21 protein-coding genes and 1 pseudogene are annotated in these 24,075 nt (G+C 72.7%); 12 read left to right on the top strand and 10 right to left on the bottom strand.

Annotation, left to right across the window (positions count from 1 at the left end; translation table 11 throughout):
- Positions 1-55 precede the first annotated feature (55 nt).
- Positions 56-1,324 (top strand): tyrosine--tRNA ligase, encoded by a 1,269-nt coding sequence (gene tyrS, locus ACIRNI_RS12460; RefSeq protein WP_403550775.1) that lies wholly within the window; start codon positions 56-58, stop codon positions 1,322-1,324.
- A gap of 93 nt (positions 1,325-1,417) precedes the next feature.
- On the opposite strand, the gene ACIRNI_RS12455 is transcribed toward tyrS, so the two are convergent.
- Positions 1,418-1,693 (bottom strand): GlsB/YeaQ/YmgE family stress response membrane protein, encoded by a 276-nt coding sequence (locus tag ACIRNI_RS12455; protein WP_355365407.1) that lies wholly within the window; start codon positions 1,691-1,693, stop codon positions 1,418-1,420.
- A gap of 228 nt (positions 1,694-1,921) precedes the next feature.
- On the opposite strand from ACIRNI_RS12455, the gene ACIRNI_RS12450 reads away from it, so the two are divergent.
- Together ACIRNI_RS12450 and ACIRNI_RS12445 are read left to right on the top strand one after the other, a co-directional pair.
- The gene (locus tag ACIRNI_RS12450; protein ID WP_403550773.1) at positions 1,922-2,329 is read left to right on the top strand and encodes a DUF3099 domain-containing protein; all 408 of its coding nucleotides are present in this window, start codon (positions 1,922-1,924) and stop codon (positions 2,327-2,329) included.
- Between the two features lie 212 nt (positions 2,330-2,541).
- Complete coding sequence (locus ACIRNI_RS12445) at positions 2,542-2,796, top strand: hypothetical protein (RefSeq protein ID WP_403550771.1); 255 nt, start codon at positions 2,542-2,544, stop codon at positions 2,794-2,796.
- Positions 2,797-2,828: 32 nt separating this feature from the next.
- On the opposite strand, the gene moaA is transcribed toward ACIRNI_RS12445, so the two are convergent.
- The 3 genes from moaA to ACIRNI_RS12430 form a co-directional block, all read right to left on the bottom strand.
- On the bottom strand, positions 2,829-3,818 hold the full coding sequence (moaA, locus tag ACIRNI_RS12440; RefSeq protein ID WP_403550769.1) for a GTP 3',8-cyclase MoaA: 990 nt from the start codon (positions 3,816-3,818) through the stop codon (positions 2,829-2,831).
- Between the two features lie 153 nt (positions 3,819-3,971).
- On the bottom strand, positions 3,972-5,606 hold the full coding sequence (locus ACIRNI_RS12435; protein ID WP_403550767.1) for a cation acetate symporter: 1,635 nt from the start codon (positions 5,604-5,606) through the stop codon (positions 3,972-3,974).
- Positions 5,603-5,971, bottom strand: a complete 369-nt coding sequence (locus ACIRNI_RS12430) for a DUF485 domain-containing protein (protein WP_403550765.1) — start codon at positions 5,969-5,971, stop codon at positions 5,603-5,605. Before ACIRNI_RS12430 ends, ACIRNI_RS12435 begins: the two co-directional genes overlap by 4 nt.
- 239 nt (positions 5,972-6,210) lie before the next feature.
- Between ACIRNI_RS12430 and ACIRNI_RS12425 the strand changes: the two genes are divergently transcribed.
- The gene (locus ACIRNI_RS12425; protein WP_403550764.1) at positions 6,211-7,794 is read left to right on the top strand and encodes a S8 family serine peptidase; all 1,584 of its coding nucleotides are present in this window, start codon (positions 6,211-6,213) and stop codon (positions 7,792-7,794) included.
- 62 nt (positions 7,795-7,856) lie between these two features.
- Positions 7,857-9,260, top strand: a complete 1,404-nt coding sequence (locus ACIRNI_RS12420) for a CoA transferase (protein ID WP_403550762.1) — start codon at positions 7,857-7,859, stop codon at positions 9,258-9,260.
- On the opposite strand, the gene ACIRNI_RS12415 is transcribed toward ACIRNI_RS12420, so the two are convergent.
- The gene (locus tag ACIRNI_RS12415; RefSeq protein ID WP_403550761.1) at positions 9,250-9,891 is read right to left on the bottom strand and encodes a lysoplasmalogenase; all 642 of its coding nucleotides are present in this window, start codon (positions 9,889-9,891) and stop codon (positions 9,250-9,252) included. The genes ACIRNI_RS12420 and ACIRNI_RS12415 overlap by 11 nt on opposite strands.
- A complete protein-coding gene (locus ACIRNI_RS12410; RefSeq protein WP_403550759.1) occupies positions 9,888-10,766 on the bottom strand; it encodes a sterol desaturase family protein in 879 nt (292 codons plus the stop codon). The genes ACIRNI_RS12415 and ACIRNI_RS12410 overlap by 4 nt, the downstream gene beginning before the upstream one ends.
- Before the next feature lie 159 nt (positions 10,767-10,925).
- On the opposite strand from ACIRNI_RS12410, the gene ACIRNI_RS12405 reads away from it, so the two are divergent.
- The gene (locus tag ACIRNI_RS12405; protein ID WP_403550757.1) at positions 10,926-14,030 is read left to right on the top strand and encodes an NACHT domain-containing protein; all 3,105 of its coding nucleotides are present in this window, start codon (positions 10,926-10,928) and stop codon (positions 14,028-14,030) included.
- A gap of 5 nt (positions 14,031-14,035) precedes the next feature.
- Here the strand turns inward: ACIRNI_RS12405 and ACIRNI_RS12400 are convergent, their stop codons facing one another.
- The gene (locus tag ACIRNI_RS12400; protein ID WP_403550755.1) at positions 14,036-14,749 is read right to left on the bottom strand and encodes a VIT family protein; all 714 of its coding nucleotides are present in this window, start codon (positions 14,747-14,749) and stop codon (positions 14,036-14,038) included.
- 268 nt (positions 14,750-15,017) lie between these two features.
- Here ACIRNI_RS12400 and ACIRNI_RS12395 point away from each other — a divergent pair, with 268 nt between their 5' ends.
- From ACIRNI_RS12395 to ACIRNI_RS12370, 6 genes are all read left to right on the top strand, one after another.
- Complete coding sequence (locus ACIRNI_RS12395; RefSeq protein WP_403550753.1) at positions 15,018-17,600, top strand: MXAN_6230/SCO0854 family RING domain-containing protein; 2,583 nt, start codon at positions 15,018-15,020, stop codon at positions 17,598-17,600.
- Between the two features lie 134 nt (positions 17,601-17,734).
- Positions 17,735-18,745 carry a DEDDh family exonuclease gene (locus ACIRNI_RS12390; protein ID WP_403550751.1) on the top strand — a complete coding sequence of 337 codons (1,011 nt, stop codon included), beginning with the start codon at positions 17,735-17,737 and terminating at the stop codon, positions 18,743-18,745.
- A 54-nt stretch (positions 18,746-18,799) separates the two neighbouring features.
- A complete protein-coding gene (locus ACIRNI_RS12385; RefSeq protein ID WP_078887695.1) occupies positions 18,800-19,036 on the top strand; it encodes a hypothetical protein in 237 nt (78 codons plus the stop codon).
- 61 nt (positions 19,037-19,097) lie between these two features.
- Positions 19,098-19,901, top strand: a complete 804-nt coding sequence (locus tag ACIRNI_RS12380; protein ID WP_403550749.1) for an SURF1 family protein — start codon at positions 19,098-19,100, stop codon at positions 19,899-19,901.
- 79 nt (positions 19,902-19,980) lie between these two features.
- Positions 19,981-21,771 carry a glycoside hydrolase family 15 protein gene (locus tag ACIRNI_RS12375; protein WP_403550747.1) on the top strand — a complete coding sequence of 597 codons (1,791 nt, stop codon included), beginning with the start codon at positions 19,981-19,983 and terminating at the stop codon, positions 21,769-21,771.
- Between the two features lie 5 nt (positions 21,772-21,776).
- Positions 21,777-22,532 carry an SDR family oxidoreductase gene (locus ACIRNI_RS12370; protein WP_403550745.1) on the top strand — a complete coding sequence of 252 codons (756 nt, stop codon included), beginning with the start codon at positions 21,777-21,779 and terminating at the stop codon, positions 22,530-22,532.
- A gap of 33 nt (positions 22,533-22,565) precedes the next feature.
- Here ACIRNI_RS12370 and amaP read toward each other — a convergent pair whose 3' ends face one another.
- From amaP to ACIRNI_RS12355, 3 genes and pseudogenes are all read right to left on the bottom strand, one after another.
- On the bottom strand, positions 22,566-23,144 hold the full coding sequence (gene amaP, locus ACIRNI_RS12365; protein WP_403550877.1) for an alkaline shock response membrane anchor protein AmaP: 579 nt from the start codon (positions 23,142-23,144) through the stop codon (positions 22,566-22,568).
- Between the two features lie 8 nt (positions 23,145-23,152).
- Positions 23,153-23,818: a DUF6286 domain-containing protein gene (locus ACIRNI_RS12360; RefSeq protein WP_403550743.1), complete on the bottom strand. Its 666-nt coding sequence runs from the start codon at positions 23,816-23,818 to the stop codon at positions 23,153-23,155.
- Positions 23,707-24,075: pseudogene (locus tag ACIRNI_RS12355) on the bottom strand (hypothetical protein); the annotation flags it as partial. The gene ACIRNI_RS12360 and the pseudogene ACIRNI_RS12355, both read right to left, overlap by 112 nt.

Genomic DNA, 24,075 nt, shown 5'->3' with positions numbered 1-24,075 from the left:
TGGCAGGGAACACCGCACCTGTTCGATCCCACTTCGCTCAAGGAGAGACGTCACCGTGACGGACATCGTCGACGAACTGCAGTGGCGGGGGCTCATCGCCCTCTCCACTGACGAGGACGCACTGCGCAAGGCGTTCGCGGACGGTCCCGTCACGTTCTATTGCGGCTTCGATCCGACGGCACCGAGCCTGCACCTGGGCAATCTGGTGCAGATCCTCACCATGCGCCGGATCCAGCAGGCGGGGAACCGTCCGCTGGGTCTGGTCGGCGGGGCGACGGGTCTGATCGGCGACCCGAAGCCGAACGCGGAGCGCACGCTGAACTCCCCCGAGGTCGTCGCCGGCTGGGTGGAGCGCCTGCGGGCCCAGATCGAGCGGTTCCTCGATTTCGAGGGGCCGTACGCCGCGACCATGGTGAACAACCTGGACTGGACGGCGGGGCTGTCGGCGATCGACTTCCTGCGGGACGTCGGCAAGTACTTCCGGGTCAACAAGATGATCACCAAGGAGGCGGTCGCGCGGCGGCTGAACTCCGACGCCGGCATCAGCTACACCGAGTTCAGCTACCAGATCCTCCAGGGCATGGACTTCCTGGAGCTGTACCGGCGCCACGGCTGCACGCTGCAGACCGGCGGCAGCGACCAGTGGGGCAACCTCACCGCGGGCACCGACCTGATCCACCGGGTCGAGCCCCACGCCGCCGTGCACGCCCTGGCGACGCCGCTGATCACCAAGGCCGACGGCACCAAGTTCGGCAAGACCGAGTCCGGCACCGTCTGGCTGGACCCGGAGCGGACCACGCCGTACGCGTTCTACCAGTTCTGGCTGAACGCGGACGACCGGGACGTCTCCAAGTTCCTGCGGATCTTCAGCTTCAAGTCCCGCGAGGAGATCGAGGAGCTGGAGAAGCTCACCGAGGAGCGGCCGCAGGCCCGTGCCGCCCAGCGCGCGCTGGCGGAGGAGCTGACGACGCTGGTGCACGGCGCGGAGCAGTGCGCCGCGGTCATCGCCGCGTCGAAGGCGCTCTTCGGGCAGGGTGAGCTGGCGGAGCTGGACGAGGCGACGCTGGCGGCGGCGCTGGCCGAGCTGCCGCACGCCCGGGTCGCCGAGCTCGGCGCGGTGGTGGACCTGTTCGTCGAGGTCGGTCTGGCGCCGAGCAAGTCGGGGGCCCGCCGCACGGTGAAGGAGGGCGGTGCCTACGTGAACAACGCCAAGGTGACCGCCGAGGACGCCGTGGTCGCGGCCGACGAGCTGCTGCACGGACGCTGGCTGGTGCTGCGCCGGGGCAAGAAGAACCTGGCGGCGATCGAGGTCGCGGCCGTCTGACGCCCTTCAGGCGAAGACGAAGAGGGTGAGGCGGCCCGGGCGCGGAGAGCGCGTCCGGGCCGCCTCACCCGTTCCCGGGGTTGCCCCGGGCGGTCAGGCCCGCTGTCTCTTGCCGCGCATCGACATGTAGAGCATGTCGCCGACTCCGACGATGACCACCGCCGCCACGACCTGCAGGGCGTGCCGGCCCCAGTCGATGCCGGGTGTGGCCTCGATGCCGAACGCCCGGGCGAGGGCATTGCCGACGATTCCGCCGATGATGCCGAAGATGGTGGCCAGCCACAGGGGGCTGTGCTGCTTGCCCGGCAGGATCGCCTTGGCCAGCAAGCCCAGCACGAACCCCACGATAATCGCCCACAACCAGCCCATGGCTGCCTCCTCGGTACGGATCGGTACAGATCGACATGAGCAGTCATCGACAGTTTGAGGTGCTGCGCCGTACGGCGCATGTCGGAGCGAGCCGTACGCGCTACGCAGGGGGCGTATGCACTGGTGAAGGGGTGCCCCGCTCTCGAACGGGGCGCAGGGCGGGCGTACCGTGGAAACAGGTCCGGTCCGGGGAGAGTGTCCGGCACAGACGTCGGGTGGTGGAACGCGATGCGGAAGCGCGGTCATGACGAGGTCTTCCGGATCACCGGCGCCCGCCAGGGCTTGGCGGACGACGTACGGGGCCGGCAGCGCCGCTATGTGATCTCGATGTCGGTGCGGACGCTCGCGGTGATCGCGGCGGCGTCCCTGTGGAACGTGCAACGGCATGTGGCGATCGTGGCGTTGGTGCTCGGTGCGGTGCTGCCGTACATCGCCGTGGTGATCGCGAACGCGGGCCGGGAGACCGCGCCCCCGGCGCCGTCGAGCTTCGTGGTCACGCCGACGCCCACGCACCCGATGCTGGAGGCGTCGGAGCACGCGGAGGACGGCGACCGTGAGCCGGCACAGCCGCCCGTACGGGAACAAGCGGAACGTCAGGCGGAAGGCGGACAGGAACGGCAGTACGAGCAGAGCTGACACGCCGCCGCCCGGGAGGCCCCGGTCGGCGGGCATACAAGCTCAAGAAAAGCTCAGATCAATCATGACGTTCCGGTGCACCACGGTGGGGTGCGCGTGACATACTGCGTAGGCGCTCCGCATCCCCCGTCGGAGCGACGGACCGACGCCGGGCAGCTCCCCCCGTGGCTGCTCGGCGTCGCCTTTGTTCGGGCCGTTTGTTTGGACGTGTGGTGAGCGACGAAACCCAGCCGGAGACTCAGCGGGACGCTGAGCGGGAGACCCGGCCCATCTGTTCCGCCAAGGGCTGCCGGACGGCCGCCGTGTGGGTGCTGGCCTGGAACAACCCGAAGCTGCACACGCCCGAGCGCCGCAAGACCTGGCTGGCCTGTGACGAGCACCGCGAGCACCTGTCCCAGTTCCTCGGGGTGCGCGGGTTCCTCAAGGACGTGGTGACGCTCGCCGAGTGGGAGGCGCGCGGCGCTTAGGTCCTGTCCGGTCGATCAGGCCGGGGCGGGGCCTAGCCCCCGATCGCGGACATCGGGCGGTCCGGCTGCAGGAAGCTCGGGTCGTCCAGGCCGGAGCCGGCCTTCTTGCCCCACATGGCGAGCTTCCATATCCGGGCGATCTCCTCGTCCGGCGCGTCCGAGCGCAGGGCGGCCCTGAGGTCGGTCTCCTCCCGGGCGAACAGGCAGGTGCGCACCTGGCCGTCCGCGGTCAGGCGGGTGCGGTCGCAGGCCCGGCAGAAGGGCCGCGTCACGGAGGCTATGACGCCCACGCGGTGCGGGCCGCCGTCGACGATCCAGCGCTCGGCGGGCGCCGACCCGCGTGCCTCGTCGGGCTCGGGCGTCAGCGTGAAGCGCGTCCGCAGGGACTCCAGGATGTCGCCGGCGGTGATCATGCCGTCGCGCTTCCAGCCGTGCTGGGCGTCGAGCGGCATCTGCTCGATGAAGCGCAGCTCGTAGTCGTTCTCCACGGCCCAGGCCAGCAGGTCGGGGGCCTCGTCCTCGTTGAGCCCCGGCATGAGGACGGCGTTGACCTTCACCGGGGTGAGGCCGGCGTCGCGGGCGGCGGTGAGCCCGTCCAGCACGTCGTGGTGGCGGTCGCGGCGGGTGAGGGTCTTGAAGACGTCGGGCCGCAGGGTGTCCAGCGAGACGTTGACCCGGTCCAGGCCGACCGCCTTGAGGGCGGTGGCGGTGCGCTTGAGCCCGATGCCGTTGGTGGTCAGGGACATCTTGGGGCGGGGCTCCAAGGCGGCGCAGCGCTCGACGATGCCCACGAGTCCCGGGCGCAGCAGCGGCTCGCCGCCGGTGAAGCGGACCTCGGTGATGCCCAGGTCGGTGACCGCGATGGTGATCAGCCGGACGATCTCGTCGTCGGTGAGCAGGTCGGGCTTGGCGAGCCACTGCAGCCCCTCTTCGGGCATGCAGTACGTACACCGCAGATTGCAGCGGTCCGTGAGCGAGACCCGCAGGTCAGTGGCCACACGGCCATAGGTGTCGATGAGCACTGGGCCCCCTCCCCCGCGTTACCGGGATCCGTATACCAGCGAGACTACGCGACACCACCGACAACGACACGGGCCATTGTCCACAGGAGCGGCGGGGCCGCGTCGTAGGGATCTACGACGCGGCCCGCCTGCCCGTTTCGTACGGTGTCCGCCTCAGTGCGCTCCGACACCGGTGAGGGACTTGACCTCGAGTTCCGCGAACTTGCCCTTGTTCGGCTCCTCCTTGGAGAGCAGGGAGCCCAGCCAGCCGAGGAGGAAGCCCAGCGGGATGGAGATCAGGCCGGGGTTCTCCAGCGGGAACCAGGCGAAGTCGGCGTCCGGGAACATCGAGCTGGGCTTGCCCGACACGACCGGCGAGAAGAGCACCAGCGCGACGGAGGCGATCAGGCCGCCGTAGATGGACCACAGGGCGCCCTGGGTGGTGAACCGCTTCCAGAAGAGGCTGTAGAGGATCGTCGGCAGGTTGGCGGAGGCCGCGACGGCGAAGGCGAGCGCGACGAGGCCGGCGACGTTCAGGTCGCGGGCGAGGGCGCCGAGCGCGATGGAGACGATGCCGATGAAGACGGTCGCCCAGCGGGCCGCACGGACCTCCTCCTTCTCGGTGGCCTGGCCCTTGCGGATCACGTTGGCGTAGATGTCGTGCGCGAAGGACGAGGACGAGGCGAGGGTCAGCCCGGCGACGACGGCGAGGATGGTGGCGAAGGCGACCGCGGAGATAACGGCCAGCAGGATCGCGCCGCCCGCGGAGTCGACGCCGCCGATGTGCAGGGCGAGCAGCGGTGCCGCGGTGTTCCCCGCCTTGTTGGAGGCGGTGATCTCGGCGGGGCCGACGATGGCGGCGGCGCCGAAGCCGAGGGCGATGGTCATCAGGTAGAAGGCGCCGATGATGCCGATGGCCCAGTTGACGGACTTGCGGGCCGCCTTGGCGGTGGGCACGGTGTAGAAGCGGATGAGGATGTGCGGCAGTCCGGCGGTGCCGAGGACGAGCGCGATGCCGAGCGAGATGAAGTCCAGCTTGGACGTCTCCGTGGCGCCGTACTTGAGGCCGGGCTCCAGGAAGGCGGCGCCCTTGCCGCTGTTCTCGGCGGCCTTGCCGAGCAGGTCGGAGATGTTGAAGTCGAACTTCCACAGCACCAGCAGGGTGATGAGCAGGGTGCCCGCGATGAGCAGGACGGCCTTGACCATCTGCACCCAGGTGGTGCCCTTCATACCGCCGATGGTGACGTAGACGATCATCAGGAGGCCGACGAGGGCGACGATCGCGACCTTGCCGCCGTCCGAGGTGATGCCGAGCAGCAGCGAGACGAGCACGCCCGCGCCCGCCATCTGGGCCAGCAGGTAGAAGATCGAGACGACGATCGTCGACGTGCCGGCGGCGGTGCGGACGGGGCGCTGGCGCATCCGGTACGCCAGCACGTCGCCCATGGTGAAGCGGCCGGAGTTGCGCAGCGGCTCGGCCACCAGGAGCAGGGCGACGAGCCAGGCGACCAGGAAGCCGATGGAGTAGAGGAAGCCGTCGTAGCCGAAGAGGGCGATGGCTCCGGCGATGCCGAGGAAGGACGCGGCGGACATGTAGTCGCCGGAGATGGCCAGGCCGTTCTGGAAGCCGGTGAACTGCCGCCCGCCCGCGTAGAAGTCGGCGGCGCTCTTGGTCTGGCGGCCGGCCCAGACGGTGATGAAGAGGGTGGCGACGACGAAGCACGCGAAGAGCGTGATGATCAGCGGCCGGTGCTCCGAGGCGTCGCCGGCTCCGGCCGCGAGCAGCACGGTGGTGTGAGCGGCGCTCATACGTCGGCCTCCATACGGGTCTTGATGGCTTCCGCCTTCGGGTCGAGCTTTTCGGCCGCGTGCCGGGAGTAGAACCAGGCGATGAGGAACGTGGTGACGAACTGGGCGAGGCCCAGGACGAGCGCCACGTTGATGTTGCCGAAGAGCTTGGTGCCCATGAAGCCGCCCGCGTAGTTGGACAGCAGGACGTACAGCAGGTACCAGGCGATGAAGGCGATGGTCAGGGGGAAGGCGAAGGAGCGGTACGTGCGGCGCAGTTCGCCGAATTCAGCACTCCCCTGCACCTCGACGAACGACTCGGTCGTGGGCTGGACAGGGCTGGTGTCCGTACCGCCCCGAGGGGGCGGCGGTGCATCGGTAGCCACGAAATACTCCTCGCGACGCGGATGGGCTGGGCAGGGACGGGAGAACCTCGCGGTTCTCCCCTGTCAACGGCACGGGGAGCCGGGCGAAGCGGTTCACCTCCGGCCGTTTTTTCCTCGTGCCGTCTCCGGATCGGCCAACTCGTTGATGCGCCGGGATGATCGGCGATAGCTTCGCTGGTCATGTACCCGCCCATCCCTCACCGGGTCCGGGCGGCCGTCACGGATGATGTGGAGAACCCATGGCTCATCTGGCATCCCGGCGCGGGCGCCGCCACCCCGCCCTGCCCGCCGGTCTGGCGCTCACGGCGTCGCTCGGCCTGCTGCTTCCGGCGGGCGCGGCATCGGCGGCACCGGCACCGCTCGCCCCCGCACAGGCCGCAGCGGCGTCCGGGACGGTGGCCGGAACGGCCGACGGCCCCGCGATGTCGTACGTCGTCAATGTGACGGGCGGCCAGGCCACCGCCGCCTCGGTGAAGCGTGCGATAGCCGCGGCCGGCGGCACGGTGGTCATCGCGTACGACCAGATCGGCGTCATCGTCGTCCACGCGAGCGACCCGGGCTTCGCGGCGCGGATCCGCACGGTGCCGGGCGTGGAGTCGGCCGGGGCGACGCGGACCGCTCCGCTGGCGGCCCAGACCAGTGACGCCATCGCGGCCGACCAGCCGCTGACCGCCGCGGAGGCGCGGGCGGCGACAGCACGCGCGGCCACCTCCACCGCCGACGACGACCCGCTGCAGCCGCTGCAGTGGGACCTGCCCGCCATCAAGGCGGACAAGGCGCACCAGAGGACGCTGGGCAGCCGGAGCGTGACGGTCGCCGTGCTCGACTCGGGGGTCGACGACACGCACCCGGACATCGCCCCGAACTTCGACCGCGCGGCGTCGGCGAGCTGCCTCGGCGGCGTACCGGTGCAGAAGGACAACGCCTGGCGGCCGACCGCCGAGGAGAGCGACCACGGCATGCATGTGGCGGGCACCATCGCCGCCGCCAAGAACGGGGTCGGCGTCACCGGCGTCGCCCCGGGGGTGAAGGTCTCCAGCCTCAAGGTGGCGGAGCCCGCCACCGGCCTGTACTACACGGAGGCGGTGGTCTGCGGCTTCGTGTGGGCGGCGGAACACGGCGCCGACGTGACCAACAACAGCTATTACACGGACCCCTGGCTGTTCAACTGCACGACGGACGCCGACCAGAAGGCGCTCGTCGAGGCCGTCACCCGCGCCTCCCGGTACGCGGAGCGCAAGGGCGTGGTGAACGTGGCCGCGGCCGGCAACGCGCGTACGGACCTGGCGTCGGAGACCGTGACCGACAAGACCAGCCCGAACGACACCACCCCGGTGGAACGGACGATCGACACGCGCGACTGCTTCGACATCCCGTCGCAGCTCCCGGGTGTGGTGACCGTGTCGGGGACGGGCGCGCAGGGGCTTAAGGCGTCGTACTCCAACTACGGGCTGGGAGTCGTGGACATCGCGGCGCCGGGCGGTGACTCGACGGCGTACCAGCCGCCCCAGGCACCGGCCACGAAGGGCGGGATCCTGTCCACCACGTTCCGCGGCGGCCACACCTACGCCTACAAGTCGGGTACGTCCATGGCGTCGCCGCATGTGGCGGGCGTCGCGGCGCTCATCAAGTCCGTACGTCCGCACGCCACGCCGGCGCAGGTGAAGGCGCTGCTGTACGCGCGGGCCGACGCCATGCCGTGCACCGATCCGTACGACATCGACAAGAACGGCACGGTGGACGCGGTGTGCGAGGGGGTCACGCAGCGGAACGGGTTCTACGGCGTCGGCATGGTCGACGCGCTGGACGCGGTGCGCCGCTGAGCCGGTCGGCAGGCCGGGCGTAGGACCTTCCCCACTATGGCACTCAGTGCCATAGTGGGGGCATGGATCCGACCCTTCCGACCGGTACGGAGTCCGCTTGGGCGGCACTGGGTGCCGATGCCGCCCTCCTGGACCGCGTCGCGTTCGGTGGCCCGTCCGGCGGGCTGCCGTCGCGGCTGCCGGTCATGGAGCTGGCCCGTACGACGGTGGCGGTCTGCGCGCTGGCGGCGGCCGAGCTCGGCGCGGTCCGCACCGGCCGGCCCGTAGCGCGCGTACGGGTGGACGACGGGGCGGTCGCGACGGCGTTCCGCAGCGACCGGCTCGTACGGCTGGACGGGCGCCCCTGGGACGGGTTCGCGCCGCTGTCGCGGTTCTGGCGGGCGGCGGACGGATGGGTGCGGACGCACGCCAACTATCCGCACCACCGGGCCCGGCTGCTCACGGCGCTCGGCCTGCCGGACAGTGCCGGGCCGGACGCCGTCGCGGCGGTGCTCGCCGAGCGCCCGGCCGCGGCGGTGGAGGACGCCGTGTACGCGGCGGGCGGGCTGGCCGTCGCGGTACGCGGCCCCGCCGAGTGGGCGGCCCACGAGCAGGGCGCCCTGGTGGCGCGGCAGCCGCTGCTGACGCTGGAGCGCCTCGGTGACGCGCCGGGGCGCGTGCTCCCGGCGCGCGTGCCCGGGACCGCGCCGCTGCCGTGTTCCGGGCTGCGGGTGCTGGACCTGACGCGGGTCCTCGCGGGCCCGGTGGCCACGCGCACGCTGGCGCTGCTGGGCGCGGACGTGCTGCGGATGGACGCGCCGCAGTTGCCGGAGGCCCAGGAGGCGCACAACGACACGGGGATGGGCAAGCGGTCGACGGCCCTGGACCTCGGGCGGAGCGCGGACCGGCGGGCGTTCGAGGAGCTGCTGGCGGCGGCCGATGTGGTGGTCACCGGCTACCGGCCGGGCGCGCTGGACCGGTTCGGGCTCTCCCCCGAGGCGTTGGAGGAGCGCCGTCCGGGCCTGGTGGTCGCGCAGCTCTCCGCGTGGGGCCGGTACGGGCCTTGGGGCGGGCGGCGCGGCTTCGACAGCCTGGTGCAGGCGGCGACGGGCATCGCTCTGTTGGAGGGCTCCCCCGAGCAGCCGGGCGCCCTGCCCACGCAGGCCCTGGACCATGGCACGGGCTACCTGCTGGCCGCCGCCGTCCTGCGCGCGCTGACCGAGCAGCACCGGGCCGGCGGGACGCGCCTCGCGCGGCTCGCGCGGCTCGCGCTGACGCAGACCGCGCACTGGCTGACGCACGGCCTCGCCAAGGGCCCGGAGGGCGGCGGCCCGTACGACCCGGAACGGTGGCTGGCGGAACGGGACAGCCCCATGGGGCGGTTGCGGTACGCGCTGTCGCCCGTGTCGTACGAAGGGGGCCCGGTGGACTGGGCCCGGCCGCCCGGCCCGCTGGGAGCGGACCGCGCGGAGTGGCTCAGTTCCTGACCGACTGCCGCAGCACCCCCTGCACCAGCAGGTACTGGGCGGCCGTGTAGGTGAGCATGATCCAGAAGTCGGGGACCGGCGGCTGCGGCCAGTCGGCGACCCCGGCGGCGATGAGCGTGTCCGACAGCAGGAACAGCGCGCCGCCCACCCCCGCGGCGAGGCCGAGCCCACTCGCGCGGTACGCCATGGCCGTGAGCAGCGCCGCGTACCCGGCGACCGGGATCCTCAGGTCGGCCGGGAGGCCGGGCCAGAGGAGGACGACCGTGACGACGAGAGCGGCACCGTAGACGGCAGCCAGCGCCGGCGACGTACGGGCACGGCGGAACAGGAACAGGTAGCACACGTGTCCCGCGGCGAAGGAGCCCATCCCGACGAGGAAGGCCCACTCCGCGTCGGACAGCAGGAACACGTCGCCGCCCCAGCCGAAGAGCAGGGCGGCGAGCAGCGGCCGGGGCAGCGGCCGGGGCGCGCCGCTCGCCACCGCGTACGCCGCGAGCAGCGGCATGAGCAGGGGCTTGGCGATCCGGTGCCCGGTCTCGGACCCGGCGAGGAGGACGGCCAGGTCCACGGCGACGGCCCCCACGAAGGCGAGGAGCAGCCAGCGGGCCGGGCCCCTGGGGGTCAGGTTCACGCGGTGCGCTCCGGAACCTGCGGCGGGACCTCGGCGTCCCGTACCGCCGGCTGCCAGCCGGGTCCCCCGAAGACCCGTCCCGCCCGTTCGCGCCAACCCCGGGCCGCACGCAGGTCCCGGGCTATGGCCGCGTACTCGTGGGTGGCGACGCGCAGCGGGTTGTACGTGTGGATGTTCTTGGTGAGTCCGTAGACGGGCCGCTCGGTCTCCGCCACGAAGGACCCGAACACCCGGTCCCACAGGATGAGGATGCCGCCGAAGTTCCGGTCCAGGTAACCGCCCTGGGAGGCGTGGTGGACGCGGTGGTGGGAGGGGGTGTTGAAGACGTACTCGATGGGGCGGGGCAGCTTCCCGATCCGCTCGGTGTGCACCCAGAACTGGTAGACGAGGTTGGCGGAGTAGCAGAAGAAGACCGCAGCCGGGTGCACCCCGAGGGCCACCATCGGCAGGAAGAAGGGCCACACGGTGAGCGAGGTCCACGGCTGGCGCAGCGCGGTGGTGAGGTTGAACTTCCGGCTGGAGTGGTGGACGACGTGGCAGGCCCACAGGATCCGGATGACGTGGTGGCCGCGGTGGGACCAGTAGTAGAGGAAGTCCTGCGCGAGCAGCATCAGCGGAACGGTCCACCACAGGACGGGAACGCGGAGGGGCGTGAGCTCGTAGACGGCGGTGAAGAGCGCGAGGGCCGGGATCTTCCACAGCAGGTCGAAGACGATGCTGCCGAGGCCCATGCCGATGCTCGTGGCGGCGTCCTTCACCTCGTACCCGGCGGCGTCCTCGTCGGGATGCAGCCGGTAGCTGACCATTTCGAGGACGGTGAGCAGGACGAACGCGGGTATGGACCACAGCACGACATCGGGCAGGTTCGGCGGCATGCGAGCACCGTAGGGCCGGGGATCGCGGCGCGGCTAGAGGTGGTTACCGACAAGTATGCGAGACGACTTGTCAGCGGGCTTTGGCGACTTCCACCAAGGGCGGCGTCGTACGATCCGGTGGCAGGGGCAGCGTGAGGGGGGCCGATCACCGTGCAGGGCATGGAACTTGCCGTCGTTCGTCTCGCCGGTACGGTGCTGGGCGCGGTCGCGCGCTCGCTGGTCGCCCCCAGGGCGGGCGCGGGGCTGGTGGACCGCCCGCTGCGACCGCTCCCCCGCCCGGCGAAACCGGACCGGCTGGCACGGGTCCTCTCCGAGCGGCTCACCGCGTCGTACGGCTCCCTCCCCGAACACGAACGGCTGGCGGCGGTCGACTCCGTACGGGAGACCTTCACGGCCGTCGGCGAGATCGGCGCGGAACGCCTCTTCCGGCTCGACCTCGATCCGGGGCGGCTGGCCGGTGAACTGCGCGCACCAGCGGAAGGGCTGAGCACACGCGCGCTCGACCTGTACGAGGAGCTGCTCGCGCTGTGCTGCGCGCACCTGGTGGAGCAGCTGACGGCCCACCCTTCGTTCCCCGCCCGTGCGGCGGTCGAGCAGACCCGTGCGGCCGGTCGCACCCGAGCCCTCGTGGAAGACCTGGCCACAGCCCCGTACCGCCGCCAGGACGCGGCGGCCCTGGAGTTCGAGGAGAGGTACGCGGCGTACGTGACGGCGACGTACGGGCGGCTGGAGCTGTTCGGGCTGACGCTGGGGCGGTCGGCGAGCGAGTGGCCGCTGGACACGGCCTACATCAGCCTGACGGTGAGCGACACGGGCGGCGCGGAGCGGCGCGACGCCATGGACCTGCCGCACGCGGGCCGGGGCGCCGTCACGGCCGAGCAGGCGCTCGCCGAGTCGGACCGGGTCCTGCTGCGCGGCCCGGCGGGCTCCGGCAAGTCCACGCTCGTGCAGTGGCTGGCGCTCAACGCGGCCCGGCGCACCTTCCCCGCCGAGCTGGCCGACTGGAACCGGTGCGTGCCGTTCGTGCTGCGGCTGCGCGCCTTCGCCTCGGCGGAGTCCTTGCCGCTGCCGGACGACTTCCTGCGGGCGGCGGGCGTACCCCTGCACGGCGCGGCCCACGCGGGCTGGGTGGTGTCGCTCATGGCCTCGGGGCGGGCCCTGGTACTGGTCGACGGCGTCGACGAAGTGCCGGCCCGGCTGCGCGGCCGGACCGTGGCGTGGCTGAAGTCGCTGATCGCCGCCTTCCCCGACGCGCGATACGTCGTCACCACGCGGCCGTCCGCCGTGCCGGAGGACTGGCTCGCGGCCCAGGGCTTCGTGGCCCGCTCCCTGCTGCCGATGGACCGCGAGGACACCCGGTCGTTCGTGGCGCACTGGCACGCCTCCGCGCGCCTGGAGAGCCCGGCGGAGGCGGAGCTCCTCGACACGTACGAGCAGTCGCTCCTCCAGGCCGTCACGACCCGGCGGGACCTGGGGCGGCTGGCCACCAACCCCCTGATGTGCGCGCTGCTCTGCGCGCTCAACCGCGACCGGCGCATGCACCTCCCGCGCGCCCGCAAGGAGCTGTACGACGCGGCGCTCGACATGCTGCTCGTACGGCGGGACATGGAGCGTGAGATCGGCTGCGTGGAGGGCGTGTCCCTGTCGCGCGAGGAGCAGACCGCGCTGCTCCAGCGCCTGGCGTACTGGCTGGTGCGCAACGGCCAGGCGGAGGCGGCGCGCGAGGAGGCCGTCGAGATGGTGGGCGAGTGGCTCACCGCGATGCCCCAAGTAACCGCCGGTCCGGACGCCGTCTTCGCCCACCTGCTGATCCGCAGCGGCCTGCTGCGCGAGCCGGTGCTGGGCTCCGTCGACTTCGTCCACCGCACCTTCCAGGACTACCTGGGCGCCAAGGCTGCGGTGGAGTCGCGGGACTTCGGCGTGCTGGTGCGCAACGCGAACGACGACCAGTGGGACGACGTCGTCCGCATGGCGGTGGGCCACGCCCGTGTGGAGGAACGCGCCCGCCTGCTGCGCGGCCTCCTCCGCCGCGCCGACCGCGCCCCCCGGCTCCGGCACCGGCTGGTCCTGCTGGCCGCCGCCTGCCTGGAGCACGCGCCGGAGCTGGACCCGGAGGTACGGGGCGAGGTGGAGGCCCGCGCGAAGGAGCTGGTGCCGCCGCGCGCCCAGAGCGAGGCGGAGGAGCTGGCCAAGGTCGGCGAGCTGGTGCTGGAGCTGCTGCCGGGGCCGGAGGAGGCCCTGGAGGAGCACACCGCGGCGGCCGTGGTGCGTACAGCAGGTCTGGTCGGCGGGGACGCGGCGTTCGAGTTGGTGGCGCGGTTCCGCGAGGACACGAGGGTCCCGGTTGCGTATCAGGTCTCCCAGGCGTGGGTCTCGTTCGACGCGGAACGGTACGCACAGGAGGTACTGACAGCCGGACCATGGAACACGTCTTACCTGCATGTGCAGAGCGACGCGCAGCTGCAGGCTTTGCGGCACGTGCCGAAAGCCCGTCGCCTGCACGTCACCGGCAATTATGCCGACCTCAGCCCTCTCCTCGTGGTCGAGGATCCTGAGTGGCTCTTCGTACTGGGCAACGACGCGCTGACCGACCTGTCAGTACTCAGCCGATTCCCTCGGCTCCAAGAGGTCGGATTGAGTCGGTGCGCCCAGCTTCGGGACCTGTCGCCACTCGCCGGGCCGTCGTTGCGGCACTTGTCCTTGTACGAGGTCCATCCCACCATCGCGCTGGAGCCTCTGCGGGATATGCCGGGCCTGAAGAGCGTGATGCTGTCCCAGCCGCTGCTCATCGAGAACCTCACCGAGGTGCCCATCGGGCCTCAGCTGTTGCATCTGGGGCTGCACCAACAGACCCGCTACGTAAGCCTGGAGGGCTTGGACCGCTGGCCTGAGCTGCTCTCCCTCTCCTTCGCCGGGCAAGGCCAGCTCCGGCAGCTGTCCCGGATGCGGCTGCCGGCCTCCCTGGCGAGACTGGCTCTCTACGAGCTGGACCCGCTGGAGCCGAGCCTGCTGACCCGGTTCAGTCACGTGCGGGACCTCTATCTGTGGCGGTGCGAGATCCCTGTCGGCCTCGCGGTCCTCCGTGAGATGCCGGCTCTGACCAGGCTGACTCTGAGTCAATGCGCACCCTCCGGGTCCCCTATCGACGTGAGCCCCTTGGCGGCCATGGAGCAACTCACCCTCGAGGTCACCGACGACACGCCGGTCATCGGCACTCACCTCTTCGCTCCTGAGCGCATCACGGTGCGCCGCGTGAGGACCTGACCTCGTCACACCCCCGCCGCCCCCAGCAGCGACCCCGCCCCGTACGTCACCGCCATCGCCAGCGCGCCCCCGCCCACCACCCGCAGGATCGCCGGGCCGGCCGGGGCCGCGCCGAGGCGGGCGCTGGACCAGCCGGTGAGGGTGAGGGCTGCCAGGACGGAGAGCACCGTGACGGTCAGGCGCAGGGGCGCGGGGGGCAGGACGATGGCGAGGAGCGGGAGGAGGGCGCCGACCGTGAAGGCGAGGAAGCTCGCGGCGGCGGCGTGCCAGGGGTTGGTGAGCTCGTCGGGGTCGATGCCCAGCTCCACGCGCGCGTGGGCGCGCAGGGCGTCGCGTTCCGTGAGTTGCTCGGCGGCCTCGCGGGCGACGTCGCGGCTCAGGCCGCGGGCCTCCAGGAGGTCGGTGAGCTCGTCGAGTTCGGCGTCCGGCTGCTCGCGCAGTTCGCGCTTCTCCTGGGCCAGGGCGGCCTTCTCGGAGTCGCGCTGCGTGGAGACGGAGACGTACTCGCCCGCCGCCATGGACATGGAGCCGGCCAGCAGGCCCGCGAGGCCCGCCGTGAGGAGCGTGGCGCGGTCGTCGGTGGCGCCGGCGACGCCGACGACGAGTCCGGCGGTGGAGACGACGCCGTCGTTGGCGCCGAGGACGGCCGCGCGCAACCAGTTGAGGCGGGTGCCGAGCGCGCCGGCGTGCGCCTCGTCGTGGGGTGGTGCATCGGTCACCCGGTGAGGGTCTCACCCGCGTGGGCCGTACGCCCGCCGGCGACCGCCGCAAAGGGGTAACCGCCCTGAATAGGCAACCGCCGTAAAGAGGCGAGCCGCCGTAAAAGAGGCGAGCCGCCGTAAATTCGGTGGCGGCCCCGTACAGGCGTTCCCTAGAGTCCGTGCACGCGGGGACGGCTCCGCACGCGTGCTTCCTTCTCATCTGACTCTCACAGAATCCGTAGCGCGCCCACTCTCCGTCCCCGCTTCACACTTCCAGGGGGTCTGTTTGTCCGTGCTGTCGTCCGTACTGCTCCGCCGTCTGCGCACGGTGTACGTCGACGGGGCGGGGCCCCGCCCCGGTGAGGGGCCGACGGCGGCAGGGCTCGTCGCCCTCGAAGCCGAGCTCCTGGACCGCGGGTTCGCCCCGACGGCGCGGCTGCGCGCGGCGCTCGCGTGGCTGGGACCGGCCGGGCTCGCGGAGGCGGGCAAGGAGCTGCTGGGCCGGCTGGACGCCGAGCTGGGCGCCGACCGCACCCATATGCCGCTGTTCCGCGACTTCCCGGTCTCCGTGCCGGACGACACCGACCGGCTCTATGTGGACCGGGTCTTCGCCCTGCTGCTCCAGTCGCCCGCCCAGCCGTGCGTGCTGTGCGGCACGGTCGGCGGCGTCGAGCCCGTCTCGCCCTGCGCGCATCTGGTGTGCCGGGTCTGCTGGGACGGCGCCGACTACGCCGGCTGCCCCCTCTGCCACCGCCGGATCGACCCGGCGGACCCGTTCCTGAAGCCTGCCGCACCGCGCCGCCACACCCACGAGGCGCCCGGCGGGCCGCTGCGCCCCCTCGACCTGGGCACCGACCCGTCCGCCGACGCCGCCAAGGCGCTGGGCGCCCTGCTGACCCGCCGCACGCCCCTGCCGCCGCAGGACCATGACGACCTGAAGGTGCTCCTGGCGTACGCGCCGCCCGCACTGGACTGGCTGCCCGGAGACGTTCCCGTACGGGAGACCAAGGCGCTCGTCCTGGGTTCGCTGCTGCTGGACCCGCGCACGCGGGAGGCCGTACGCCCCCTGCTGGACGAGCGGCTGACCACCGCGACCGACGTGCTGCGGCTGCTCGCCGTCTGGTCGGGCGGCGAGCCGGACCTGCTGGAGCGGCACCGCTTCCGGTCCCTGCCGCGCGGTCTGCGCCGGCAGCTGCTCGCCGTCCTGGACCGGCTGGCGGTCGCGTCGCTGGTCGAGGACGTGCTGCGGTACCCGGGGCCCTGGAAGCGGGCTGCCGAGGTCCTCCACCCGTACGAGCGGCACGGCGACCACCCGAGGGCGGCCCTCGCCTTCGCGGTGCTGCGCGCCACCGACACCTCGGCCGTCTCCCCCTCCCTCGGCGAGGCGCTGCGGCGCACCGCCGCCGAGCACCCGCGTGCGGTGCGCGTCGACGGCACGCGCGTCAGGGCGCACACGTGGTCCGCCCGGGTCGAGGAGGCCCTGTGCGCCCGCGACCGCTCCACGGCCCTCGCCCTGCTGCTCCAGCGGCCCGGAGAGCTGCTGCGCCGCCTGGACCACCTCCTGCGCCTGGACGGCGACGCCGGCGCGGGCCTGTCGGACGCCGAGGCCCGGGCGCTGACCGAGGCGCTGCCCGGCGCGGGTCCCGGCCCGCTGCTGGCCGCGCTCGGGCGGCTGCGGGAGCGTCATCTGCCCGCCGGGCGAAGGGTCTTCTTCCCGCGGGGCCGGGTGACCCACTCGTACACGGTCGACGACACGCGTGCGCCGCTGCCCGTCGCCGTCACCGAGCGGGTGTGCGGGCTGCTGGAGGCGGAGGTGCTGCGCCGGCTGTCCACCGCCTCCCGCTTCCGGCTGGCGGTGCTCGACGCGGGCCTGTCCGGGCTTGCCGTCCCCTCCGCCGAGGGTGCCGCCGCGAAGGCCCTGGTGTCGGTTCCGCGCGGCAGCACGCAGCCGCTGCCGGAGGGCGAGGTGCTGCGGCTGTTCCTGCACTGGACGCAGCCGCCGGGGACGCGGGTCGACCTGGACCTGTCGGTCGCGCTGTACGACGCGGAGTGGACGTACCTCGGCCTGTGCGACTACACGCGCCTGGTGTACGGGCGCAGGGCCGCCGTCCACTCCGGCGATCTGACGTCCGCGCCGGCGCCGGACGGCGCGACGGAGTACGTCGACCTGGACCTGGCCGAGCTCCGGGCGGCGGGCGTGCGGTTCGCCCTGCCCCTCGTCTTCAGCTACAACAACGTCCCCTTCGACCAACTCGTGGACGCCTTCGCCGGGTTCATGGCGCTGCGGTCGAAGGAGGCCAGGAGCTCGCGGTACGACCCGAAGGCGGTGCGCCAGCGCTACGACCTGGTGGGCGACTCCAGGATCCATGTGCCGATGCTGGTCGACCTGGAGCGGGGCTCGTTCCTGTGGACGGATCTGCACCTGCCGCCGTCCGAGGGCTACCACAGCGTCGCGCGGCACAGCCGCGAGTTGGGCCGGATCGGGAAGGACCTGTTCCAGTACTTCTCGGGCGGGCGGACGACCCTGTGGGACCTGGCCGTGTGGCACGCGGCGGCGCGGGCCGAGGAGACCGCCGTCCTGCGCGGCGGGGAACTGCTGTACTTCACGCGGCACGTCGGGGAGACCCTGGGCTCCTACGCCCGACGTATCCGTACGAACCGGGCACCGGACGCGCGGCGGGCCGGGGAGGATCTGGTGGCGATGGCCGCCCGGGCGGCGGCCGGGAGGCGTGTCCTGCTGGCTCTGGTGGACGGCGCGGTGGCACCCGAGGGGGCGTCGGGCACGGTCTACCGGCTACTGCCGGGCGCGGTCGACGGCTGCGGCCTGGAGCAGGCGGCGGCCGGAGACCTGGTCGCGGCGCTCGGCTGACCGCCGCCCGAACCGCCCTCCAACTGCCGGTCCCGGTAAGGGAACAGTGGTCCGGAGCGTCAACACGACGGCACGGCCGGGGCATGCGCGGGGGATGCCGGGGACGGCGTTGTCAGTGGCGGCCTCTATTCTCAGTGACCATGCTCGACGACCGCACGACCGCAGCAGCGTGGCCGACCGCCTACCCCCAGGAGGGGTACGCGGTCGTCGACGTGGAGACCACCGGCCTCGCCCGCGACGACCGGATAGTGTCGGCTGCCGTCTACCGGCTCGACGCGCAGGGCAATGTCGAGGACCACTGGTACACGCTGGTCAACCCCGAACGGGACCCGGGCCCGGTGTGGATCCACGGCCTGACGACCAGCGTGCTGGAGGGGGCACCGCTCTTCGCGGACATCGTCGGCGAGTTCTCGCAGCGACTCGACGGCCGGGTGCTCGTCGCGCACAACGCCATGTTCGACTGGTCGATGATCGCCCGGGAGTACGCCCGCGCCGAGCACACCGCGCCCGTACGCCGGCGGCTGTGCACCATCGCGCTCGCCAAGGAGCTGGCGCTCCCGCTGCCGAACCTCAAGCTGGAGTCGCTCGCCGCGCACTTCGGCGTCGTCCAGCAGCGCGCGCACAACGCGCTGGACGACGCGCGCGTGCTGGCGGAGGCGTTCCGCCCGAGCCTGCACGCGGCGGCCGAGCGGGGCGTACGGCTGCCGCTGCTGGAGTGCCGCCCGCTGACGGAGTGGACGCCCTCGCCGTCCGCGACGACGCCCCGCATCGGGCAGCAGGCGACGTCCTCGTACCGCTCGAACAGCTGGCGGCCGTCGCGGAAGCGGCCGGCGTGCCCGTACCCGAACCCGGGACGCTACGAATCCGACAAACCACTCAAGCAGGGCATGCGTGTGGCCTTTTCGGGCGACACGTCCGTCGAGCGGGAGCTGCTGGAGGACCGTGCCGTCGAGGCGGGCCTGCACGTGGCCACCAGCGTGTCGCGGCTGACCAGCCTGCTCGTCACCAACGACCCGGACGCGGCGACCTCCAAGACCATCAAGGCGAAGTCCTTCGGCACGCCGATCATCGACGAGGCGGCGTTCACCCATCTGCTCCGTGACGTGGCCCCGGCCGAGGGCTCGCAGGACTCAGCAGACGAGTGACGGTCCGGGCGTTGCGCCGCCCCTTCCCCGGACGCACACCGCACCCTGTGGCGCATGGCACGTTGTGAGGTCTGCGGAAACGACTACGGCATGTCCTTCGAGGTGCACGCGCAGGGCGCGGTGCACGTCTTCGACTGCTTCGCCTGCGCCATCCACCGCATGGCGCCCATCTGCGAGCACTGCCGGGTCCAGATCATCGGTCAGGGCGTCGAGGTCGACGGCCAGTGGTTCTGCGGCGGGCACTGCGCCCGCGCGGAGAAGGGCCAGGTGGGCATCGTCGACAAAGTGTGACTCACCCCCCATCCCGCACCCCCCTCGGTGCACCCCACGGGCCCGGTTGTACGGTCGTGGGGTGTACCGCTTCCTGTTGTCCCGGCAGTGGGTGATCCTCACCCTCCTCGCCCTCGTCCTCATCCCCGTGATGATCGAGCTGGGCTTCTGGCAGTTCCACCGGCACGAGCACCGGGTCGCCCAGAACGCCCTGATCGCGGACAACCTCCGGGCGAAGCCCGTCCCCGTGGCGGAGCTCACGTCCCCCGGGCACACCGTCCCGCGCGCCGACTACTGGCGCCAGGCCACCGCCACCGGCACCTTCGACACCGCGCACGAGGTCGTCGTACGCCGCCGGACCAACGCCGACGACAAGGTCGGCTTCTTCGTCCTGACGCCCTTCCTCCTCACCGACGGCCGCGTCGTCCTGGTGAACCGGGGCTGGGTCCCCGCCGCCGCCGACCAGGCCGCCTTCCCCGAGGTGCCGCCCGCGCCCAAGGGTCAGGTGACGGTCACCGGCCGCCTCAAGGCCGACGAGTCGACCGGCGCCAGCGGCATCAAGGACCTCAGCGGTCTGCCGCCCCGCCAGGTGATGCTGATCAACAGCGAGCAGCAGGCCGAGCGCCTCGGGCGCGAGGTCCTCGGGGGCTACCTGGAGCAGACGGAGCCGCGGCCCTCCGGTGACATCCCGGAGCTCATCCCCGAGCCGGACCACGACTCCATCGGGGCCCACATGGCGTACGCCGTGCAGTGGTGGCTCTTCGCGGCGGGCGTCCCGGTCGGCTGGGTGGTGCTGGTGCGCCGCGAGAAGCGCGACCTCGCGGCGGCGGCGGCCGCCGAAGAGCCCGCCGAAGCCTCCACTGTGCCGGAGCCCTCCGCCCCCTGAGACCCGCCTGCCACCCGCCGTTTCCCGGCCCGGCGCTGCGCCCTGCTTAACCGAACGCCGGTGCGGGAACACGCCAGGGGTGACGCAACGCATCGAGGACTACGCCCTCATCGGCGATCTCCAGACCGCGGCGCTGGTGGGCAAGGACGGCTCCATCGACTGGCTGTGCCTGCCCCGCTTCGACTCGTCGGCCTGCTTCGCGGCCCTGCTCGGCGACGAGAACAACGGCCACTGGCGGATCGCCCCCAAAGACGCGACGGTGTGCACCCGCCGGAGCTACCTGACCGACTCGCTGATCCTGGAGACGGTGTGGCAGACCCGCACCGGCACGGTCCGGGTCCTCGACTTCATGCCGCAGCGCGACGAGGCGCCCGACGTCGTACGGATCGTCGAAGGCGTCAGCGGCGTGGTCGAGATGGCGGGCGTGCTGCGGCTGCGCTTCGACCACGGGTCGATCGTGCCGTGGGTGCGCCGCTTGGACGGGCACCGGGTGGCGGTCGCCGGACCCGACTCCGTATGGCTGCGCAGCGAGCCCGAGGTCAAGACGTGGGGGCAGCAGTACAGCACCTGCTCGTCCTTCACGGTCCGGCCGGGCGAGAAGGTGGCGTTCGTGCTGACGTGGCACCCCTCGCACCGGCCGCGCCCGCCGCTGGTCGACCCGTACGAGGCGCTGGAGCACACGCTGGAGGACTGGAAGGCCTGGGCGGCGCAGTGCGTGTACGAGGGGCCGTACCGGGAGGCGGTGCTCCGCTCGCTCATCACGCTGAAGGCGCTGACGTACGCCCCGACGGGCGGGATCGTGGCCGCGCCGACGACCTCGCTGCCGGAGGAGCTCGGCGGCGTACGCAACTGGGACTACCGCTACTGCTGGCTGCGCGACTCGACGCTCACGCTCGGCGCGCTGCTGTCCGCCGGGTACCTGGAGGAGGCGTCGGCGTGGCGGGACTGGCTGCTGCGGGCGGTGGCGGGCGACCCGGCCGACCTCCAGATCATGTACGGGCTGGCGGGCGAGCGGCGGCTGCCGGAGACGGAGCTGCCGTGGCTGCGCGGCTACGCCGGTTCACGCCCGGTGCGGATCGGCAACGCCGCGGTGCACCAGCTCCAGCTCGACGTGTACGGCGAGGTCATGGACTCCCTCTACCTGGCGCGCCAGGCGGGGATGACGGCGCAGCCGTACGCCTGGAACCTCCAGCTCAGTCTGCTGAACTTCCTGGAGTCGGCGTGGCGGCGGCCCGACGAGGGGCTGTGGGAGGTACGCGGACCGCGCCGCCACTTCGTGCACTCGAAGGTGATGGCGTGGGTCGCCGCCGACCGGGCCGTACGGACGCTGGAGGAGCACCCGAAGCTGCGCGGTGACTCGACGCGGTGGCGGGCGATGCGGGACGAGATCCACCGGGAGGTGTGCGAGAAGGGGTACGACGCCGACCGGAACACCTTCACGCAGTCGTACGGTTCGCGGGAGCTGGACGCGGCGACGCTGCTGATCCCGCGGGTCGGCTTCCTGCCGCCGGACGATCCGCGGGTGGTGGGGACGGTGGACGCGGTGCGGCGGGAGCTCAGCCACGACGGTTTCATCCGCCGGTACAGCACCGAGGGGGTGGCGGTCGACGGTCTGCCGGGCGACGAGGGAACGTTCCTGGCGTGCTCCTTCTGGCTGGCGGACGCGCTGCGCATGACGGGCCGGCCCAAGGAGGCGCGGGAGCTGTTCGAACGGCTGCTGGCGCTGCGCAACGACGTGGGTCTGCTGGCGGAGGAGTACGACCCGTCGTCGCGGCGGCAGCTGGGCAACTTCCCGCAGGCGTTCAGCCATGTCGGACTGGTCGGGACCGCTCTGGCGCTGGCGCGGGAGGAGGCGGGCGGAGCAGGATAGGGCGCATGGATCTTGGACTGAAGGACCGTGTGTACGTCGTGACGGGCGCGTCACGGGGCCTGGGCAACGCGTCGGCGCGGGCGCTGGTGGCGGACGGGGCGCGGGTCGTGCTCTCGTCGCGCGACGAGAAGGCGGTCGCTGAGGCGGCGGCCGAGCTGGGGCCCGGCGCCGTGGGCGTCGCGGCGGACAACGCCGATCCGGCGGCCGCGGAGCGCCTGATCGACACCGCGCGGACGCGTTTCGGCCGTTTCGACGGCATCCTGATCAGCGTGGGCGGCCCGCCACCCGGCTCGGTGGCGGACAACACCGACGAGCAGTGGCGGGCGGCGTTCGACGCGGTGTTCCTCGGCGCGGTGCGGATGGCCCGCACCGCGGCGGCGGCGCTGGGCGAGGGCGGAGTCATCGGGTTCGTGCTCTCCGGCTCGGTGCACGAGCCGATCACCGGCCTGACCATCTCCAACGGGCTGCGCCCGGGCCTGGCCGGCTTCGCCAAGTCGCTCGCGAACGAGGTGGGCCCGCGCGGCGTCCGCGTCGTCGGTCTGCTCCCCTCCCGCATCGACACCGACCGCGTCCGCGAACTGGACGCGCTGTCGGGCGACCCGGTGGCGTCGCGCGCGGCCAACGAGGCGAACATCCCGCTGCGCCGGTACGGCACCCCGGAGGAGTTCGGCAACACGGCCGCGTTCCTGCTCTCGCCGGCCGCCTCGTACCTGACGGGCGTCATGCTGCCGGTCGACGGGGGCGCGCGGCACGGATTCTGACGCTCTCCGAGGCTCCCAGGAGGCGGGGGCGGATCAGTTCACCCGGCGCGGGGCCTGCTTGACGGCGCGCAGGCGGGCTTCCGCCGGGAGGTCCGCCAGGCGCGCCGAATTGCGGGCGCGGGCGAGGGTCCCGGAGGACAGCTCCCGGAGCGTGTCGGCCGGGGACGCGTGGGGCTCCAGGAGGAGGGAGACGCGGGCCGTCGGGGCGGTGCGGCGCCCGGTGAGGCGTACCCGGGCGCGGGCCACGCCGTCCAGCGTCTCCGCCTCGGACTCGACGGCGTCCTCCAGCGCCCGGCCGCGCAGCACCGCGCCCTCCCCGTCGCCCGTGTCGACGAGCACCTCGCTCAGCCGGCGCTGCCTCAGCTGCGCCAGCAGCCACACCAGCGCCAGCAGCACCAGGACGGCGAGCACCGCGACGACGACGGCCCACCGCCACTCGCCCCGCCCGCGCCGGGCCTCGCTGAGCAGCACCTCGTCCGGGCCGTGCCAGGGCAACCAGGACGGCACGCCCAGGTCCAGCCCGGCCGCCAGGACGGCGCCGCCCACGCAGAGCAGCAGCAGCCCGGCGAGGGCGACGAGCACGCGGTTGACGGTACGGAGCACTCCGGCCACCTCCTCTGTCACCTCCTCTTCGCAGGGCGCCTGACGCGCACGGACAGCGCCGGCGGCCGCGTGAGGCCGAGTTCGGCGATCCCGTCGTCGAGCGCCGTGCGCACGTCGTCCCGTACGTCGTCGAGGTCGCGGAAGTGCGACACGGCGCGCACCGCGACCGCCCGTCGGCGTGCGCGTACGCGTACGGAGCGCACGCCCGGCACGGCCTGCGCCCGGTCCCGCAGGACGAGCGCCACCGCGTCCCGGTCGAGCCCGGCCCGTACGGGCACGGCGTCGCGCCGCATCGGCAGCAGCCGGCGCAGCCCGGGGGTGAGCGCCAGCACGAGCAGCCACAGCCCCAGCGCCATCGCGACCCCGGCACCCACGAGCACCCACACGTCGTCCAGGGGGCGGCGCTCCAGCTCGTCGAGGAGCACGCGCCGCCAGCGCATGCCGGGCCGCCCCGCCCGTACCGACGCGACGTCGTACAGCAGGATCCCCGCGCCGCCGAGGACCACGAGCGCGACGAGGGCGGCGGGGACGCGCCGTACGGACCAGAAGCGCCCGTTCACGCGAGCCTCCCGCGGGTGTGCTGGGGTGAGTGGAGCCGCTCGACCTGGACCGCCACCTCCGGCACGCTCATGCCGGCGAGGGCCTCGACCCGCCGGGTGACGTGACGGCGCACGGCCCCGCACTGGGCGCCGAGGTCGGAGGGGTAGCCGAGCTCCAGGCTGATCCGGATCCGCGCGCTGTCCCGGTGCACGACGACCGACGCGTGCGGCGGCCTGCCGCCTTCCGGTACGCCGCCCTCGGGGGCGTCGTCCAGGGCTTCGCGCGCCGCCCGCGCGGCGATCTTCGCCACGACGCGGTCGGCGATGACCGTCGCGCCGCGCTCGGCCGCCCGGACGGCCGTGTCCGCCGGGGCCGTCGCGGCCGTGGTGTCCCCCGCCAC

The organism is Streptomyces sp. NPDC093546 (assembly GCF_044765045.1).
GTDB lineage: Bacteria > Actinomycetota > Actinomycetes > Streptomycetales > Streptomycetaceae > Streptomyces.
This window is presented reverse-complemented; position numbering and strand designations above follow the sequence as displayed.

Coding starts and splice junctions, on each gene's coding strand:
- ACIRNI_RS12455 (WP_355365407.1), bottom strand. CDS start 1,693: ATGGGCTGGTTGTGGGCGATTATCGTGGGGTTCGTGCTGGGCTTGCTG.
- ACIRNI_RS12450 (WP_403550773.1), top strand. CDS start 1,922: ATGCGGAAGCGCGGTCATGACGAGGTCTTCCGGATCACCGGCGCCCGC.
- ACIRNI_RS12435 (WP_403550767.1), bottom strand. CDS start 5,606: ATGAGCGCCGCTCACACCACCGTGCTGCTCGCGGCCGGAGCCGGCGAC.
- ACIRNI_RS12425 (WP_403550764.1), top strand. CDS start 6,211: ATGGCTCATCTGGCATCCCGGCGCGGGCGCCGCCACCCCGCCCTGCCC.
- ACIRNI_RS12420 (WP_403550762.1), top strand. CDS start 7,857: ATGGATCCGACCCTTCCGACCGGTACGGAGTCCGCTTGGGCGGCACTG.
- ACIRNI_RS12410 (WP_403550759.1), bottom strand. CDS start 10,766: ATGCCGCCGAACCTGCCCGATGTCGTGCTGTGGTCCATACCCGCGTTC.
- ACIRNI_RS12405 (WP_403550757.1), top strand. CDS start 10,926: ATGGAACTTGCCGTCGTTCGTCTCGCCGGTACGGTGCTGGGCGCGGTC.
- ACIRNI_RS12385 (WP_078887695.1), top strand. CDS start 18,800: ATGGCACGTTGTGAGGTCTGCGGAAACGACTACGGCATGTCCTTCGAG.
- ACIRNI_RS12370 (WP_403550745.1), top strand. CDS start 21,777: ATGGATCTTGGACTGAAGGACCGTGTGTACGTCGTGACGGGCGCGTCA.